The 17,884-nt window shown below is 37.5% G+C and carries 16 protein-coding genes and 1 rRNA gene; 14 read left to right on the top strand and 3 right to left on the bottom strand.

Annotation, left to right across the window (positions count from 1 at the left end):
- Window positions 1-37: 37 nt before the first annotated feature.
- On the bottom strand, window positions 38-853 hold the full coding sequence (locus EK386_RS13500; RefSeq protein ID WP_126659703.1) for a ZIP family metal transporter: 816 nt from the start codon (window positions 851-853) through the stop codon (window positions 38-40).
- Window positions 854-990: 137 nt separating this feature from the next.
- Here EK386_RS13500 and EK386_RS13495 point away from each other — a divergent pair, with 137 nt between their 5' ends.
- The 9 genes from EK386_RS13495 (at window position 991) to EK386_RS13455 (ending at window position 9,796) form a co-directional block, all read left to right on the top strand.
- Complete coding sequence (locus EK386_RS13495; protein WP_126659702.1) at window positions 991-1,587, top strand: hypothetical protein; 597 nt, start codon at window positions 991-993, stop codon at window positions 1,585-1,587.
- A gap of 169 nt (window positions 1,588-1,756) precedes the next feature.
- Entirely contained in the window at window positions 1,757-2,068 is a 312-nt protein-coding gene (locus tag EK386_RS13490) for a metal-sensitive transcriptional regulator (RefSeq protein WP_126659757.1), read from the top strand.
- Window positions 2,069-2,137: 69 nt separating this feature from the next.
- Window positions 2,138-2,344 carry a copper chaperone CopZ gene (gene copZ / locus EK386_RS13485; RefSeq protein ID WP_126659756.1) on the top strand — a complete coding sequence of 69 codons (207 nt, stop codon included), beginning with the start codon at window positions 2,138-2,140 and terminating at the stop codon, window positions 2,342-2,344.
- 115 nt (window positions 2,345-2,459) lie between these two features.
- Complete coding sequence (locus EK386_RS13480) at window positions 2,460-4,877, top strand: heavy metal translocating P-type ATPase (RefSeq protein WP_126659701.1); 2,418 nt, start codon at window positions 2,460-2,462, stop codon at window positions 4,875-4,877.
- 118 nt (window positions 4,878-4,995) lie between these two features.
- Window positions 4,996-5,604: a YdhK family protein gene (locus EK386_RS13475; RefSeq protein ID WP_126659700.1), complete on the top strand. Its 609-nt coding sequence runs from the start codon at window positions 4,996-4,998 to the stop codon at window positions 5,602-5,604.
- 116 nt (window positions 5,605-5,720) lie between these two features.
- Window positions 5,721-6,296 (top strand): YdhK family protein, encoded by a 576-nt coding sequence (locus tag EK386_RS13470; protein ID WP_126659699.1) that lies wholly within the window; start codon window positions 5,721-5,723, stop codon window positions 6,294-6,296.
- Between the two features lie 251 nt (window positions 6,297-6,547).
- Window positions 6,548-7,744 carry an aminotransferase-like domain-containing protein gene (locus EK386_RS13465; RefSeq protein WP_126659698.1) on the top strand — a complete coding sequence of 399 codons (1,197 nt, stop codon included), beginning with the start codon at window positions 6,548-6,550 and terminating at the stop codon, window positions 7,742-7,744.
- A 239-nt stretch (window positions 7,745-7,983) separates the two neighbouring features.
- Window positions 7,984-8,472, top strand: a complete 489-nt coding sequence (locus tag EK386_RS13460) for a DUF4871 domain-containing protein (RefSeq protein ID WP_179966041.1) — start codon at window positions 7,984-7,986, stop codon at window positions 8,470-8,472.
- Window positions 8,473-8,623: 151 nt separating this feature from the next.
- Window positions 8,624-9,796: an MFS transporter gene (locus EK386_RS13455; RefSeq protein WP_126659697.1), complete on the top strand. Its 1,173-nt coding sequence runs from the start codon at window positions 8,624-8,626 to the stop codon at window positions 9,794-9,796.
- 79 nt (window positions 9,797-9,875) lie between these two features.
- On the opposite strand, the gene EK386_RS13450 is transcribed toward EK386_RS13455, so the two are convergent.
- Both EK386_RS13450 and EK386_RS13445 read right to left on the bottom strand, forming a co-directional pair.
- Window positions 9,876-10,610 carry a glucose 1-dehydrogenase gene (locus EK386_RS13450; protein WP_126659696.1) on the bottom strand — a complete coding sequence of 245 codons (735 nt, stop codon included), beginning with the start codon at window positions 10,608-10,610 and terminating at the stop codon, window positions 9,876-9,878.
- A 408-nt stretch (window positions 10,611-11,018) separates the two neighbouring features.
- The gene (locus EK386_RS13445) at window positions 11,019-13,211 is read right to left on the bottom strand and encodes a DNA topoisomerase III (RefSeq protein WP_126659695.1); all 2,193 of its coding nucleotides are present in this window, start codon (window positions 13,209-13,211) and stop codon (window positions 11,019-11,021) included.
- Window positions 13,212-13,542: 331 nt separating this feature from the next.
- Here EK386_RS13445 and EK386_RS13440 point away from each other — a divergent pair, with 331 nt between their 5' ends.
- From EK386_RS13440 to EK386_RS13420, 5 genes are all read left to right on the top strand, one after another.
- Entirely contained in the window at window positions 13,543-15,177 is a 1,635-nt protein-coding gene (locus EK386_RS13440) for a Na/Pi cotransporter family protein (RefSeq protein WP_246027669.1), read from the top strand.
- A gap of 138 nt (window positions 15,178-15,315) precedes the next feature.
- Window positions 15,316-15,936, top strand: a complete 621-nt coding sequence (locus EK386_RS13435; RefSeq protein WP_126659694.1) for a hypothetical protein — start codon at window positions 15,316-15,318, stop codon at window positions 15,934-15,936.
- A 98-nt stretch (window positions 15,937-16,034) separates the two neighbouring features.
- Window positions 16,035-16,520 carry a Cys-tRNA(Pro) deacylase gene (gene ybaK / locus EK386_RS13430; protein ID WP_126659693.1) on the top strand — a complete coding sequence of 162 codons (486 nt, stop codon included), beginning with the start codon at window positions 16,035-16,037 and terminating at the stop codon, window positions 16,518-16,520.
- A gap of 30 nt (window positions 16,521-16,550) precedes the next feature.
- Entirely contained in the window at window positions 16,551-17,225 is a 675-nt protein-coding gene (locus EK386_RS13425) for a YczE/YyaS/YitT family protein (RefSeq protein ID WP_126659692.1), read from the top strand.
- Between the two features lie 488 nt (window positions 17,226-17,713).
- Window positions 17,714-17,884 (top strand): 16S ribosomal RNA (locus EK386_RS13420); the annotation flags it as partial.

The following is a 17,884-nucleotide window of genomic DNA, read 5'->3' as shown; positions in this document are numbered from 1 at the left end:
CGAAAAAGCGTCTCCAACATCATGGAAGACGCTTTTTTTATCCTAAAGCCACATCTAAAATCATCATAATCGTAAATCCGACCATTAAACTCATAACGGCTAAGTCTTTATTACCTTCTTCTTGGGAGCTTGGAATAACCTCTTCCGCCACAACAAAGATCATAGCACCGGCTGCAAATGCAAGGGCAAAGGGTAATAGTGGCTCGATATATGCGACAGCGAGGAAACCAATAATTGCTGAAACCGGCTCCACCATTCCTGAAAACTGTCCAAATAAGAAACTTTTTTTACGTGAAAATCCATCTCTTAAAAGCGGCATTGAAACGGCTGCTCCTTCTGGAATGTTTTGAATGCCAATCCCAATCGCTAAAGCAAGTGCACCTGCTAATGAAGCAGAAGGTGAACCGATTGCAACAGCGCCAAATGAAACCCCAATGGCAAGTCCTTCAGGTATATTATGTAACGTAATTGCTAACACCAATAAAGTACTTCGTTTTCTCTTTTTAGGTCGAATTCCTTCAGCAGATTTCATAGGTGCATTTGGATGCAGATGTGGAAGCAATTTATCAATGGCAAATAGAAATTCACCACCTAGCAAAAAACCAATCGCAACTGGGACCCATGCTGGAAAACGCCCACCTTCAGCCATCTCAAGTGCGGGAGACAGTAAGGACCAAAAACTTGCCGCAATCATAACCCCGCCAGCAAACCCTAACATCGCGTCTAAAAACTTTTGGTTAAAGGTCCTCGTTGTGAAAACTAATGCTGCACCTAGCGCGGTCATGCCCCATGTAAATAATGTCACCATGATGACTTGTACAATAGGTTCTTGCTCTATGATAAAATCAAACATCCTATTCACCCCCTTAATATCAATGTATTTGTTCTTTTCAAAAAATATAATTCTTACAAGAATAGAAGTCAAAATAATATTCGTTACAACTTCTTAAAGTTTTTGCTCATACTACATAAAGAAGGGGGATCATACGGATGAATCAAAGTACACCAAAGATCTTCATCTATTCCTTCGTAGGGATATTCATGTTGGAAATCGTCTTCATGGTTTATTTACATCGTCAAATGGTGAATCAAAAAATCCTAAACGAGTTCGAAAGTTTAATGGCTAGTGGCGCAGAGCATCGAGATGCACTGATTGAAAAGTATTCACCAATAAAAATCCATCAGTTAATTGCAGAGAATAAGGAACAAGAAATATTTATTACAAATCTTAATGGATATGTATTAAACAATGCTGAAAATATAAAAGTACTTAATAATAATCTACCTTTAGTTCAAGGTCTTGATACGAAAAAAGATCAACTTGTTATCGATAATTGGAAAGACGTACCTTATATTGCAAGTGCGCATTATTTTGAAAATGGTCAGATTTCAGGGTTTGTGGTCATGTTTCAAAGTACAGGTCCTATTCACGAAATGATACAGTTTATGAATATCTGTTCCATCATTGCGATCGCTACAAGTTTGATCTTCCTTGCAATGGTTTATAGCATATTAATTAAAATTCAGTCATTGCAAAAACGGTCTGAGACAATAACATTCCAATGCTTAAATTCTAATAATTTGTGACGGGTAAAAGTTATAAATAGACTTTCCTCTCTATAATGCTAATCCCGAAGTAAGCACATTTTATGGTAAACAAACTTCGGGATTTTTTTATTTTCTTTTTTAGTTGACATACCATATGGGGGTACCATATACTAAGTATGAAGAATGGAGGTCGAGTAAACTGGATAACATGAATGAAGAAGTACAAAATTCAGAGCATTGCAGAAAAAGTCACCATCCAGAACATGTAAAGAAGGATTTAACGAATCGACTCAATCGTATCGAAGGTCAAATTCGCGGCATTAAAGGAATGGTGGAACGTGATGAGTATTGTGATGATATTATTACCCAACTTGCTGCAACTCAATCTGCTTTAAATAGTGTGGCCAAAGTTTTACTTCAAGGACACTTAAGGGGTTGTGTAGTAGATCGACTTGCAGAAGGTGATGAGGAAGTACTTGACGAACTACTTGTTACGATTCAAAAATTAATGAGGAAATAAACGTATATTTTTTTCAAAAGAGTATACCCCTATATCGTATAAAACTAAACATTAAAGGAGAAATGAATGGTGGAAAACGTAACGTTAAACGTAAAAGGTATGTCTTGTGGGCATTGTGTAAAAGCAGTAGAAGGTAGTGTTGGTGCATTAGCAGGCGTTGAACAAGTGAAAGTGAATTTAGAAGCTGGTCAAGTAGACGTTGTATTCGATCAAGACAAAGTAACAGTGGACCAAATTAAAGAAGCAATTGATGACCAAGGTTATGATGTAGAGTAATTATTGTCGGGATTTTCCATATCCACTTATATTATCGAACTGGGTGCTAGTATTAGCACTCTCTTTCATATCTAAAATATACCCCGTGAAGGTATATAAACGAGAGGTGAGTTACATGAGTAGTGAAATAAAAGAAACTAGTCTTCAAATTTCAGGAATGACTTGTGCTGCATGTTCGAATCGAATTGAAAAGGGATTAAACAAAATGGAGGGTGTAGAAGAGGCGAATGTTAACCTTGCCTTAGAAAAATCGACTATTAAATTCGATCCACAAAAAGTGACGGTACAAGATTTTGAAAAGAAAATTGAAGCCCTTGGTTACGGTGTTGTCAAAGAGAAGAAGGAATTTACGATTACTGGAATGACCTGTGCAGCTTGTGCTACTCGAATCGAAAAAGGCCTAAACAAAATGGAAGGCGTAACGTTGGCAAATGTAAATTTAGCCCTGGAAAATGCAACCGTTGAATATAATCCATCTCAAGTTTCGGTAGCAGACATTATCAGTCGTGTTGAGAAGCTAGGGTATGGGGCACATATTAAAGAAGACAATCAAAAGGCTACGGATCACCGTGAGCTAGCGATAAAAAAACAATTCCGTAAGTTTATTATTTCCGCTATTTTTGCATTACCTCTTTTATGGACGATGGTCGGGCACTTCTCATTTACATCCTTCTTGTATGTGCCGGATCTGTTAATGAATCCATGGGTGCAAATGACTTTAGCGACACCGGTTCAATTTATTATTGGTTGGTCATTTTACGTCAGTGCATTTAAAGCAATACGCAATAAAAGCGCGAATATGGACGTTCTTGTTGTGTTAGGGACATCAGCAGCATACTTCTACAGTGTTTACCAAGCCATTATTACAAATGGTCAACAGCATCATATGCCAGAACTTTACTTTGAAACAAGCGCGGTTTTGATCACACTTATTTTATTAGGCAAATTTTTCGAAGCAAAAGCAAAAGGACGTTCTTCTGAGGCGATTAAGAAGTTAATGGGTCTTCAAGCAAAAACGGCTTTAGTAGTTCGTGATGGAGTAGAAAAAGAAATTCCTCTAGAAGAAGTTGTGATGGGCGATGTGATTTTAGTAAAACCTGGTGAGAAAATTCCCGTTGATGGTGAAGTGCTAGAAGGTAATTCAGCAGTCGATGAATCTATGTTAACAGGCGAAAGCATTCCTGTGGATAAAGTACCTGGTACCGAAGTCTTTGGGTCAACAATGAATAAAAATGGTTTTATTAAAATGAAAGCAACGAAAGTCGGTCGAGACACGGCTTTAGCTCAAATCATTAAAGTGGTAGAAGATGCACAAGGTTCCAAAGCTCCAATTCAACGTCTGGCCGATAAAATATCAGGAATCTTTGTACCAATTGTTATTGGAATTGCATTATTAACGTTTATTGTATGGATTGTCATTGTGAAACCAGGTGAGTTCGCCCCTGCCCTAGAAGCGTTAATTGCAGTTCTCGTTATTGCTTGTCCTTGTGCGCTAGGCCTTGCTACACCAACTTCAATAATGGCAGGTTCAGGTCGTGCAGCTGAAATGGGGATATTATTTAAAGGTGGAGAGCATCTCGAGCAAACACACCACATTAATACAGTCGTTGTCGATAAAACAGGAACAGTTACAAATGGTAAGCCAGTATTAACAGATGTGATCGTTGTAGATCGCGTTAATGAAAACGAGTTTTTATCACTCATTGGTGCTGCTGAGAAACAATCCGAACATCCTCTTGCACAAAGCATCGTTCTAGGAATTAATGAGCAGGCAATTGAACTTGGGACTGTTGAAACATTTGAAGCAATTCCCGGCTACGGTGTCAAAGCCATTGTAAACGGGAAAGAAATTTTAGTTGGTACCCGTAAATTAATGAATAAATATCAAATTGAAATTACAAATGTTTTATCCATTATGGAGCAACTAGAGGCAAACGGAAAAACAGCGATGCTTGCTAGTATAGATGGTAACTACGCGGGCTTAGTAGCAGTTGCAGATACAATAAAAGAAACATCAAAACAGGCAATCGCGCGCCTTCAAGGAATGGGCATCGAAGTAATTATGATGACCGGAGATAATGAACGTACAGCGAAAGCAATTGGAGAACAAGTAGGAATCCAACATGTCATTGCAGAAGTGTTGCCAGAAGGAAAGGCAGAAGAAGTAAAAAAACTACAAGCTGCTGGCAAAAAAGTGGCAATGGTTGGAGACGGTATTAATGATGCGCCTGCATTAGCCGTTGCCGATATCGGGATGGCAATCGGTACAGGGACAGATGTTGCAATGGAAGCAGCGGACATTACGTTAATACGCGGTGATTTAAATAGTATTGCAGACGCTATTATAATGAGTCACAAAACAATGAAAAATATTAAACAAAACCTATTTTGGGCATTTGGCTACAATACGTTAGGCATTCCAATTGCGGCAGCAGGTTTCCTTGCTCCTTGGTTAGCAGGAGCTGCAATGGCTTTTAGTTCGGTTTCGGTTGTATTAAATGCTTTACGACTACAACGCGTGAAATTGAAATAAGATATTTTGGAAAGTACTTTCTCTTTTAATTAATATGTGCAAAAAAATGAATAGAAAGTTACCTTAAGTTGAATCCTTACAATATACAACATGTTCAAACACATCTAGGAGGATGACAATGGGTAACAAATTGTTTTTAATGGCAATGTCAGTAGTTTTGGCTGCTATGCTTGCGGCGTGTTCTTCAAATGACACAACAACAGATGGTGATTCAGCTGAGAAGGGTAATGACGTAACAAACAATACGCAAGAGACAGATGAACAAATGACTGAGGAAGATGAAGGTGAGGAACACGCTAGTCACTCTTCCGAAATGGAACTACCTGAGGGACTAAAAGAAGCGGAAAATCCGAAATTCCCAGTAGGTAGTAAAGCAACGGTCAACGCAAGTCACACAGATGGGATGGAAGGGGCAGAGGCAACAATTGTAGCAGCCTATGACACAACAGTTTATTCTGTTTCCTACGTTCCAACAAATGGTGATCCTTTAGAAGAAAATCATAAATGGTTTGTTGAAGGGGAAATCCAAGGAGTAGATGATGCAACCCTTGACCAAGGAACAGAAGTAATCGTCGAGGCAGATCATTTGCCAGGAATGAAAGGTGCTTCAGGTACAATTGATACTGTAGAAGAGACAACGGTATACATTGTCGATTACACAAATTCACTAGGTGAAACAGTAAAAAATCACTTATGGTTAAAAGAAAGTGAGTTAGCAACAAAATAATTATAAGAATGTCCAATTAGTCCTTCTTGCTAGTTGGATATTTTTATTTTTTTGCACATATTTCCCTAATTTTTTTGATACTATAAAGTCGTATAAATTCACTTTGGAGGAATAAAATGAAAAAATTATTAATGGGATTTCTAACTGTCTTTGCGGCTATGTCCTTGGCTGCTTGCGCGGAAGAGTCAAAGGAAGTTGTCCAAACTGAGGAACACACAGGCCATGCTGAGGAAACTACGGATCACTCAGCACATTCTGGTATGGATCATTCTGGGTCAGGAGAGCTTCCAGAAGGATTAAAGAATGCCGAAAACCCAACATTTCCAGTAGGTACGAAAGCGATGATGCATGCAGACCATATGGAAGGAATGGATGGAGCAGAAGCAACAATTGTTGGCGCTTTTTCCACTACGGTTTATGCGGTTTCCTACACACCGGTTAATGGGGGAGATCCTGTAACAAATCATAAATGGGTAATTCATGAAGAAATTGACCAAGCAGGAACAGAACCATTTGAAAAAGGCGCAGAAGTAGTATTAAATGCGGATCATATGGATGGAATGAAGGGTGCCACTGCTACAATCGACTCCGCTGAAGAAACAACGGTTTATATGGTGGACTATACATCAACAACTGGAGAAGTCGTAACCAATCATAAGTGGGTAACAGAAAATGAATTAACTACTGAATAAATACCACTCTTTTGGTGTTTTAATAAATTTTTTTCTTAATCACAAAAGTTTAGAAGAATAATAGCAAAAGCGTGATAGATAAGTTGCTTTAAGAGAAATTATACGACCATTACAAAATCGTCTCTCTTTATTTTCTCCTATTAAATTAAAAATCTCTTTGAAATTTTTTAAATTATCTGATAAAATCGTGTAACACTGATTTCGATTGACTATATCGATTCAGCAACTATGCGAAAAAGAGGGAAAATGTAATGAAGTATTCTGACAAAATTTTAAACACTCCATCATCATTCATTCGAAATATTTTAAAGGTGACAGATGCACCGGATGTCATTTCGTTTGCTGGAGGTTTACCAAATCCAATTTCTTTCCCGATTGATGAAATGCAAAAATCGATTAATCACGCAATTGAAGAAAATGGTGCAAAATTATTCCAATATTCTACGACAGAAGGGTATTTACCTTTACGCCAATATATCGCAGCAAAATATAACAAAAGCTATGGACTAGATATTGCCCCAGAAGATATTTTAATTACAACAGGTTCTCAACAAGCCCTTGAAATTATTTCAAAGGTTCTTTTAGACAAAGGGGATGGTGTTGTGATGGAAGAGCCAGGTTATTTAGGCGCCATCCAAGCATTCACGATGTCTGAACCAAATTTCTATACCGTGCCATTAGAAGAGGACGGCTTAAATGTTGAACAATTAAAAAATACATTACAATCAAATCCAAACATTAAATTTATTTACGTCGTTCCAAACTTCCATAATCCAACGGGCATTACGTATTCAAAGGAAAAACGTGAAGCCATTTATGACGTTGTAAAAGATTATGATGTAGTATTAATTGAAGATGATCCATACGGCGATTTACGTTGGAACGGAGAATTATTACCATATATCGGTGCAGGACGTCTAGAAAATTCAGTGGTACTAGGCTCGTTTTCTAAAATAGTTACACCTGGTATGCGTCTAGGGTTTATTATTACGAAAAACAAAGAATTATTGCATCATATTAATACGGCAAAACAAGCAACCGATTTACACACAAATATCTTTTCACAAATTGTTGTGCATGATTATCTTGTAAATAACGATTTAGACGCCCATGTGTCAAAAATCATCGCGTTATATCAAGAGCAAGCAAATACGATGTTAGAAGCGATGGCAAAATATTTCCCTTCGACGATCAAGTATACAAAACCTGATGGCGGGATGTTCATTTGGGTAACGTTAGAAGAAGGAACATCAGCACTGGAATTTTTCGAAAAAGCAATGGAAGTAAAAGTAGCCTTCGTACCTGGTGACCCATTCTATACAAGTAAAACAAATGTAAATACATTACGATTAAATTATACAAACTCTTCACCAGAAATCATTGAAGAAGGAATTAAACGCTTAGGCGAAATTCTTCATACGATTTCTTCTGAAAAACAACTAGTTTAATCAATAAAGCAGGCATCGTCGAAATAAGACTTTGCCTGTTTTTTTGTAACTATTGAAAAGTGTTAACCGTCTAATTGATAAAGTGAAACTTCAATCAGTGGGGGTTTTCCTCATCCCTCACTGATTGTTAGTTGAACCAATCGGGCTTTTACGTGCCGTTAATCTCCCGCCTATCCTTTTCATCTTACTTAAGTCTTGAGGCGGGAGTCTTACGGCGCGTTAATGCAGGATAAAAGGGGATGGTAAACGTGAAAATCAAATTATTGCTCTTAATCTGTTTATTGCTTTTGGTTGTAGGGTGTACAGAAAAAGAAACATCCATTGTCCTATCTGAAGACGTCCCGGAATTTGTTAAAGAAAGTGATTTTACTTCTATTGATTGGGAGCAGAAAGCAGTTGAGTTCGAAAATTCCAATATGGTCGGAAACGAAAATAAGTCAGGAATCATTGGTGCCAATATGCCAAGTCTTAATGGGCAGAAGTGGATGTGGCATCTGTGGGGTGTTGAAGCGCTAGGGTCATTAACGGTAGTAGGGCTCCATAGAGAAACAAACGAGGTACACCAAATATTAACGACTGGTTGGAGCCTTCAATTGGGAGGGAAAAACAATGGCGCCGATGCACATGCCCCATCATCTGTAAAAATACCGAAAGAAGGGGAATGGGCAATTTTACTTTATGTGGATAAACACTTATTTGACACATTGGTAATCGAAATCGATGAATAAAACAAGAGAGTATACCATTCCAAAGCCGTGGGAATATCGGTCGAAAAGGTCTTCATAATTCGAAATTGATTTAGTTAAGTCAAGTTCGTTTGTTATTGGAAATAAGTTCCTCTATGATGGTATAAAATACATTCTGCGGGGGATGGTTTGTATGCGTTACTGGAGGCTATTGCTATTTATTAGTGTAGCTGAGTTATTTGCGATGAGCTTATGGTTCAGTGCATCGGCAGTGATTGAAAGCTTAGTACGATATTGGGACCTAACTGTTTGGCAAAGCTCTAGTATGACAGTTGCTGTTCAAATCGGCTTTATTATTGGGGCATTCGGTAGTTCATTATTGGGTTTACAAGATAGGTACAGTAGTAGAAAAATCTTTATATGGGCAGGTCTTTTTGGTGCGGGGATGAATGTATTATTAATCATTACCTCTAGTGCGAACATTGCAATCTTATTGAGGTTACTTACAGGTATCGCTTTAGCAGGAATTTATCCAACAGCAGTTAAACTGATTTCTACCGCCTATGAGAAGCAACGGGGATTTGCGATTGGTGTTTCGATTGCAGCATTAACAGTAGGATCTGCGATGCCGCATTTAATTCGATTTTTCTTTCAACAAATTGAATGGCAAATCGTTATCATATCTAGTTCAATCCTTGCACTATTTGCTAGTTTAATTATGTTATTCTTTGTTTCGGAACCAAGAAAGATAGCGCACACTACAGAGGTTTCTTTCAAGATATTTAAAGAGGTAATTTCCAATAAACCCGTAATGCTAGCCAACTACGGTTATTTCGGACATATGTGGGAGTTATATGCGATGTGGACATGGATGCCACTATTTTTAGGTGTGGCGATCACTAAAAGCCATTCTTCTATGTCATTAGCAATGAGTAGTATTTTAGCGTTTTTCATTATTGGGATTGCAGGGGGAGTAGGTTCAATTATTGGGGGATATGTTGCTGAGCGAATTGGCAAAACAAAATTGACCATTTATGCAATGGCGATTAGTGCAACTTGCGCGATCTTAATTGGTTTAACATTGCAGCGTTCTATTTGGCTAACTGTACTATTAGCTCTGATTTGGGGAGCATCTGTTATTGCGGATTCAGGGCAGTTTTCTGCTATTATAACGGAATTTGCGCAAGATCATACCGTTGGGACAGCTTTAGCATTTCAAATGGCAGTTGGTTATGTAATTACGATCATTTCGATTAATTTAATTACCGAGCTAGAAAAACTGATTGGATGGCAATTTGTCTTTACCAGCCTAGCAATAGGTCCAATTCTCGGGATGATCGCTATGGTACGTCTTCAAAAATATTAGACTTGATAAAATTAAATCCCCCAAATCAACAATTTGGGGGATGGTAATGCTAAGTGTTCATTTATATCAGTCTCACATATTACATTGCAGTCAATCCACCATCAATTACAAACTCAGAGCCTGTTGAATAGCTGGATTCATCTGAAGCTAGGAAAAGGACAAGATTAGATACTTCCTCGGATTGAGCAACTCTTCTAAGAGGGATATGCTTTGCGAATTCTTTAATCATCTCCACAGCATCACCTTCTGTTACCATTGGCGTTTCGATTACACCCGGGTGTACGGAATTAACACGAATTCCTAAATGTGCTAATTGAAGTGCAGCTGCTTTTGTCATTCCACGTACAGCGAATTTTGTATCTGTATAACCAACTGCACCGCCAACTAAACCGTTTATTGAGGAAATGTTGACAATGGAACCATTTCCAGTTTTTCGCATAGATGGAGCAACGGCTTTCATCCCAAGGAATACAGATACTTGGTTAATGTCTACGATTTTACGGTATTCTTCTTCTGACATTTCAAGAAATGGTTTACTCATACTGATCCCAGCATTATTAACCAATATGTTGACCGGACCAAACTTGCTTTCTGTTTCAGTAATAACAGTATCCCAATCAGCAGCGTTTGTAACATCGTGTTTAATAAAGACTGCGTTCTCACCTAATTCTTGTGCTAAAGCTCGTCCACCTTCTTCGTTTAAGTCAGTGAATACGACTTTTGCACCTTCTTCAACGAATTTTCTTACATGGGCCGCCCCCATGCCGCGAGCTCCACCAGTGATGACAGCAACTTTACCTTCTAATCTACTCATTGTTAATCCTCCCTCAAAAGCTATATGAATACGCTTTCATTGTAACTAAACCGATAAAATGAAATCAAATTCCTACTCCAATAAAGTGAAACTTCAATCAGTGGGGTTTTCCTCATTCCCCACTGATTGTTAGTTGAACCAATCGGGCTTTTACGTGCCGTTAATCTCACGCCTATCCTTTTCATCTTACTTAAGTCTTGAGGCGGGAGTCTTACGGCGCGTTAATGCGGGATAAATAGCAAAAAGAGCAAACAATCTACAAAGAGAATGTTTGCTCACAGGATTAACATTAGGTACTATTTCTCGAATTTCAAACCTTTTAAAGCCTCAGCTAGTGCGTTATTTATTGGTTCATCAGTATTGTGCTCCTGCGCTATAGCGGTTGCTCGTCGCAAAATAAAAAGTAACCTAATCGAATTTGAGTCCTTTTAAAGCATCAGCTAGAGCATTGTTAATTGGTTCATCTTCTTTATTTTGTTGTTTAAGATATTTTTGCACACTGCGTTTATCGACTTTTCCGCCGCCATCTTTTTTGCGTCGAGCTTCGAAGGCGGAGAGTTTTTCGCGATAGCCACATTTACATACGAAGATTTGACCATCACCTTCACCACGTAACTCAAGTTTTTTATGGCATTGTGGGCAACGGGCGTTGGTTACACGAGAGACATTTTTTCGATGGCCACATTCGCGGTCTTGGCAAACGAGCATTTTTCCTTTTTTGCCGTTCACTTCAAGCATCGGTTTTCCACAGTCAGGACAAGACTTTGTGGAGATGTTGTCGTGTTTATATTTTTTATTACTAGACTTGATTTCTGAAACAATTTCTTTCGTATAGTTTTTCATTTCAGAAATGAACACTTCTTTTTTCAGTTTCCCTTTTGCAATTTGCTCAAGCTTCATTTCCCACTCGGCAGTAAGGGTAGGGGATTTTAATTCTTCTGGTACTAAATCTAATAATTGACGCCCTTTTGACGTAATATAGATTTCTTTACCACCGCGTTTTTCAATTAAGAATGAATTAAACAATTTATCGATAATATCTGCGCGAGTTGCAACAGTTCCTAGACCACCTGTAGATTTTAATGTTTCCGCAAGTTGTTTGTTTTGCGTCTCCATATATTTCACAGGGTTTTCCATTGCAGAAAGTAACGTTGCTTCCGTAAAGCGTGCGGGCGGTTTTGTTTGACCAGAAGTTTGTGCGATTAGCTTCACATTTAATGTTTGCCCTTTTTCGATGCGCGGTAAAATTTGTTCTTTCAAATCATCGCCTGCATCTTCATCGTCATATCGATGTTCATATACTTCTTTCCAGCCACTTACTAAAATCGTCTTTCCGCGAGCGACAAATTGCTCATCGCCAATTTTCGCGCGTAATGTTAGTTGCTCATACTCGAAGGCAGGGAACAGCACAGCTAAGAATCGTTTTACAACTAAATCGTAAATTTTCCGTTCTTTATCATTAAAAGCAGAGAAGTTCACATAGCCTTCAGTTGGAATGATGGCGTGATGATCACTTACCTTGCTATCATCGACAAAGGATTTATTCGCCTTGATTGGTTTTGTTAATACTTTGTTTGCCAATTGACGATATTCACCAATGCCACAAGCTTTCAATCGTTCTGGTAATGTGGCAACGATATCACTGGAAAGAAAACGTGAATCTGTTCGAGGATACGTTAATACTTTATGTTGCTCGTACAATTTTTGCATAATGTTTAACGTTTCTTTCGCAGAATAGCCAAACAGCTTATTCGCATCACGTTGCAGTTCAGTTAAATCGTAAAGACCAGGTGCAAACGATTTTTTTGCTTTCCGTTCGATTTCTGTTACAACCGCATTGGTAACTCCCAATTTTTTTACAATAGTATCAATTTTATCCTTATTAAAGCTATGCGAATTTCCTTGTGCATCTTGCCAAGTAAGTTTTAGATTATCAGCAGTTTGTGCTTCAATTCCGTAATAAGTTTGAGCTTTGAAGTTTTTAATTTCATCTTCACGCCCGGCAATAATCGCCACAGTTGGTGTTTGCACACGACCACAGTTTAACTGTGCATTAAAACGAGTAGTAAGTGCGCGGGTTGCATTTAAGCCGATATACCAGTCTGCCTCCGATCGAGCAACGGCAGAAGCGTATAAGTTTTCATATGCTTTTCCAGGCTTTAAATTTTTGAAGCCATCTTTAATCGCTTTGTCGGTTACTGATGAAATCCATAATCGTTTAATCGGTTTCTTTACTTTTGCTTTTTCAATGATCCAACGAGCAACAAGTTCACCTTCACGACCAGCATCCGTTGCGATAATAATATCTGAAACGTCCCCACGTAAAATTTGAGACTTCACAGCATTGAATTGTTTTCCAGATTGTTTAATAACAGTAAGTTTTAATCTTTCTGGTAACATGGGTAAATCTTCAAGGCTCCATGTTTTATATTTCACATCATAACTTTCGGGGTCTGCTAATGTCACTAGATGACCTAATGCCCAAGTGACAATATACTGATCTCCTTCAAGAAAACCATTTCCTTTTTTATTACATTTCAAAACATTTGCAATATCTCGTGCTACAGATGGCTTTTCAGCGAGCACTAAGCTTTTTGCCATAATAAACATCCTTTCTATTTCCATAACAATAAATATAGCATAGGTAGAAGGCAGTTACAGTTTATAAAGCTAAGTAAATAAGTTAGAGTTATTTTACTTTTGTAAGGGCATACTTTTTATATGAAATAATAGAGGAATGCTCTTAATAAAAAGTCTTGAAACTTTTAATTATATAGCTTCATTATTATTGCAATATCAAATTAATGAACAAATTATTAATCAATTGTAAAGGTTTTGTAAATATTATATTTCAATTTTGTAATGATATTTACTTTCTTTGTTGAATTATGAATAATAGTGTCGAAGTTATCGAAAGGATGGAATATCAATTATGGATTGGCAGACGATGCTATTCGAGTTTTTAGGTGGTTTAGGTTTATTCCTTTTTGCCATTAAATTTATGGGGGACGGTCTGCAAAAAGCGGCAGGTGACCGACTTCGTGAGATTTTAGATAGATTTACGACCAATCCATTGATGGGTGTATTAGTCGGGATTGTCGTAACCGTATTAATCCAGTCAAGTTCTGGGACTACCGTTATTACTGTGGGACTTGTAAGTGCAGGCTTCATGAATTTACGCCAAGCAATCGGTGTAATCATGGGTGCGAATATTGGGACGACTGTAACAGCCTTTATTATTGGGTTTGATGTAGGTGCTTATTCATATCCAATTATGGCGCTTGGTGCAGTACTGTTATTCTTCTTTAAAAAGAACTCGATTCAAAACATCGGTCAAATTTTATTCGGGTTTGCAGGGTTATTCATCGGGTTAGAAATGATGGGCGATGGAATGAAACCATTGCGCGATTGGGAAGCATTTATTGATCTAACAGTAGGCTTCAGTGACCATCCAATACTTGGTGTAATCGCCGGGACATTATTTACATTAGTTGTACAATCTTCATCCGCAACAGTCGGGATTCTACAGGGATTATATTCAGAAGGATTGATTCCGTTAGGCGGAGCTTTACCAGTATTATTTGGTGATAATATAGGAACAACGATTACTGCTATTTTAGCATCATTAGGGGCATCGATTGCAGCTCGACGTGCAGCTGCTTCTCACGTGTTGTTTAACGTTATTGGGACAGTTATCTTTTTGTTAATTCTTCCACTATTTACAAACTATGTAGAGTGGATAAGTGGTGTATTAGGGTTAGAAGAAAAAATGCAAATAGCCTTTGCACACGGAACGTTTAATGTAATCAATACATTAATTCAGCTTCCTTTTGTTGGATTATTAGCATACATTGTAACAAAAATTGTACCGGGTGAAGATCGTATCATTGAATACGGACCAAAACATTTAGATAAAACATTAATTGAGCAATCACCTTCTATTGCGCTCGGACAAGCAAAACAAGAAGTTGTTCGAATGGGTGAATTCGCTGTAAATGGTCTTCAAGAATCAATGGAATTTTTACTTACAGGTAATACTAAGCATGTAGGCATTACAGAACAATTAGAAGAAGCAATTAATAATCTAGACCGTGTAACGACAGAATATTTAGTTGAGTTATCAAAAGAGTCACTATCTGGCAACGATTCAAAAGTTCATCATTCACTTTTAGAAAATATACGTGATATCGAACGAGTGGGAGATCACTTTGAAAATTTAGTCGAGTTAATTCAATCGCGTGAAGCAAATCGAGTGAAATTTAGTGATGAAGCAATGAATGAACTAAAGGAAATGTATGATTTAGTTCTAGATGCAGTAAGTGTGGCGATTATGGCTTTAGATAAACAAAGTAAAGACTTTGCAAAAGACGTAGTAACGAAAGAAAACCGAATCGATGAATTGGAACGTGTATTACGAAAACGTCATATTTATCGTTTAAATAAAGGGGAATGTTCAGGATCAGCAGGAATTATTTATGCGGACATCATTAGTAACCTTGAACGTATTGGTGACCATGCCGTAAATATTGCTGAAACGATTTTAGACGATAACCGTTATAATTCTTAAAAAATGGAAAAACTGTGCAAAAGGCGAATAGCTTTGCACAGTTTTTTGTTTTTTAAAATTAAATAGTTGTAAAAATTATTCGAAAATTTTACGATATATGTAAATTTATTTGCGTAAATTGAAGTGGGGGTGATTTGGTTGAGAATGATAAGTCTATTAAATGAAAGTAATGTTAATTTTGAAGAACGAAAACGTGCCATGCTACGAAGAGAAATGAACGACGCCTACAAAAAGCACGCTACGTTTACTCAAAAGAAAAACCCTATGCTTGAAGTGTTGGAAAATTTATTAAATGGAAAATCAGAGAAAGACTTAAACGAAGAAAATCTTTTAACCCTACTAGATGATGAGTTACAAGCTATAACACTGTCTGAACAAGATTACAATGATAATATACAGAATAGTCCAAACTTCCTTCCACACCCAGTATTCAATAACATTGGGCATGACCATACGACACTTCAGGATTTTCACCATGTTGAAAGTGGTGCGCATCAAATTCAAGAAGCCAAATCACAAATTGCTAGCAGTGAAGAGGACGAGCTGTTTGGAAATGAACGCTTTGATTTTGAAATACCTGAACGATTTTTAAAAAGCTTCAATCGCGATTTAAAAGATAGCAAGTCCTTTGAAGCAGATTTGGAAGGCCTTCTTGCAAAGAAAGCATTCCAGAAAGCCGTATCCACATACAGTTATCACATGCAAATGGCGCAGAACGGATTCCAATTAAATCAATCGCAATTTTCACTTATTGCCTAACAACTCTTAGCATATTGCTAGGAGTTTTATTATGTTCTTCATTAAAATCTGCTATGATGACTATACAATGATATGAAATGTATAAGGTTGTGATCAAATTGGCGAAACAAAAATTACCAAAAACAAATGCAGTTCGATTGCTAGATCAACACCGAGTTGAATATAAGTTGATGGAATATGATGTACAGGATAATCAAATTGATGGGGTGACAGTGGCTGCAAAAGTAGGTTATCCCGTAACGCATGTCTTTAAAACGCTAGTAACAACAGCTGGAACAGGAAAGTTTTTTGTGTTTGTCATTCCGGTTGCTGGAGAATTAAATTTAAAGGCTGGTGCAAAAGCGGTCGGTGAAAAGAAAATCGAAATGCTACCTGTGAAAGATTTATTAGCAACGACTGGCTATATCCGGGGAGGGTGTTCTCCTGTTGGAATGAAAAAGCTCTTTCCAACATTTATTGATGAATCTGCAAGTAACCTCGACTATATGGTAGTAAGTGCAGGGAAAATAGGGATGCAAATGAAACTTAGCCCGAACGAATTAATACGTGTTACAAAAGGGAGATTTTCTAAATTAACAGATTGATAGAGGATATAGAGAAAGAAGGCTTTTAAATTGAGTAGAACATTAAAGTGGAAATGGCTATTTTTCTTCGTAGGATTGGCAATTATGTCATTAGGTATTTCTATGATCATTGAAGGAAAATCAATGGGAGTAAGTCCCTGGGATGTACTGCATATCGGGTTATTCAAACAGCTTGGATTAACAATTGGTTCATGGACGATTATTACAGGTTTATTCATTATTATTACAACTTCACTCTATTTAAAGGAATGGCCGAAAATGGCAACATGGTTCAATATGCTCCTTTGCGGGACATTTATTGATTTCTTTACGTGGCTATTACCAAATTCTAAATTACTAGTTTTTGATATTCTTTATTTTTTAATGGGTGTTGTGGTTATGGGAATTGGTTGCGCAATGTATATTGCACCAAAGTTAGGAGCAGGTCCGCGTGACACAATTATGATGATCATTGTTGAAAAGTTCGGCGGCTCGATTCGTCTAGCACGCTTTTTAATGGAGACATTTGCTGCGGTAATAGGATGGATACTTGGTGGTCCAATCGGTTTCGGAACGGTGATCATCGCATTATTTTCTGGTTACATCATACAACCGGCTCTTCCGTTTTTCGAAAGACAACTGTCGAAACGCATTGCAGAACCTATAATAGAAGAAGGTGCAATAGATAACGCACCACAACGAGAGCGCGATCTGTCTATAAGATAGTAACCACTTAGTTATGTAATCTAATAATCTATAAGTGATAATTAAGAAAACAGGGATTACTTTATATGAAGTAATGTCTGTTTTTTTATTTTTTCTACATAATAATAGTTAGGAAACAAATATAATTTATTTTAGTGTTGACGTATTAAGATAATATTGTTATTATTACGTAGTTGTCGAAAAAACATTATGCATTAATTAAGGCTACTAACTAGAACTTATTAATGTAGTTGACAAACGGAAATATATCTTGATATAATAAAACTCCTGTCACTTTGATAGGTTGAAATAATATATCGAAAAAAGGTGTTGACAGAAATGATGACAATCTGATAAGATATAAAAAGTCGCTTAAAACAAGCAAAAATGAACTTTGAAAACTGAACAACAAAACGTTAATGAAATAAAGTTTCTCATTAAGTTGAGAAACACAATTTGGACATCATAATTGATGCCAGCAAGAAATTTGAGCTAATCAAATTTTCTCTTTTATGGAGAGTTTGATCCTGGCTCAGGACGAACGCTGGCGGCGTGCCTAATACATGCAAGTCGAGCGGACCTTAAGGAGCTTGCTCCTTAAGGTTAGCGGCGGACGGGTGAGTAACACGTGGGCAACCTGCCCTGTAGTTGGGGATAACTCCGGGAAACCGGAGCTAATA

This window comes from Lysinibacillus antri (assembly GCF_003977595.1).
Taxonomy (GTDB): domain Bacteria; phylum Bacillota; class Bacilli; order Bacillales_A; family Planococcaceae; genus Ureibacillus; species Ureibacillus antri.
The sequence above is the reverse complement of the archived record's forward strand: the minus strand, read 5'-3'. Positions and strand labels throughout refer to the sequence as shown.

What these genes read in the sequence shown, in the direction of transcription:
- EK386_RS13500 (WP_126659703.1), bottom strand. Translation starts at nt 853, where the DNA reads ATGTTTGATTTTATCATAGAGCAAGAACCTATTGTACAAGTCATCATG.
- EK386_RS13495 (WP_126659702.1), top strand. Translation starts at nt 991, where the DNA reads ATGAATCAAAGTACACCAAAGATCTTCATCTATTCCTTCGTAGGGATA.
- EK386_RS13490 (WP_126659757.1), top strand. Translation starts at nt 1,757, where the DNA reads ATGAATGAAGAAGTACAAAATTCAGAGCATTGCAGAAAAAGTCACCAT.
- EK386_RS13480 (WP_126659701.1), top strand. Translation starts at nt 2,460, where the DNA reads ATGAGTAGTGAAATAAAAGAAACTAGTCTTCAAATTTCAGGAATGACT.
- EK386_RS13475 (WP_126659700.1), top strand. Translation starts at nt 4,996, where the DNA reads ATGGGTAACAAATTGTTTTTAATGGCAATGTCAGTAGTTTTGGCTGCT.
- EK386_RS13470 (WP_126659699.1), top strand. Translation starts at nt 5,721, where the DNA reads ATGAAAAAATTATTAATGGGATTTCTAACTGTCTTTGCGGCTATGTCC.
- EK386_RS13465 (WP_126659698.1), top strand. Translation starts at nt 6,548, where the DNA reads ATGAAGTATTCTGACAAAATTTTAAACACTCCATCATCATTCATTCGA.
- EK386_RS13460 (WP_179966041.1), top strand. Translation starts at nt 7,984, where the DNA reads ATGGTAAACGTGAAAATCAAATTATTGCTCTTAATCTGTTTATTGCTT.
- EK386_RS13455 (WP_126659697.1), top strand. Translation starts at nt 8,624, where the DNA reads ATGCGTTACTGGAGGCTATTGCTATTTATTAGTGTAGCTGAGTTATTT.
- EK386_RS13450 (WP_126659696.1), bottom strand. Translation starts at nt 10,610, where the DNA reads ATGAGTAGATTAGAAGGTAAAGTTGCTGTCATCACTGGTGGAGCTCGC.
- EK386_RS13445 (WP_126659695.1), bottom strand. Translation starts at nt 13,211, where the DNA reads ATGGCAAAAAGCTTAGTGCTCGCTGAAAAGCCATCTGTAGCACGAGAT.
- EK386_RS13440 (WP_246027669.1), top strand. Translation starts at nt 13,543, where the DNA reads ATGGATTGGCAGACGATGCTATTCGAGTTTTTAGGTGGTTTAGGTTTA.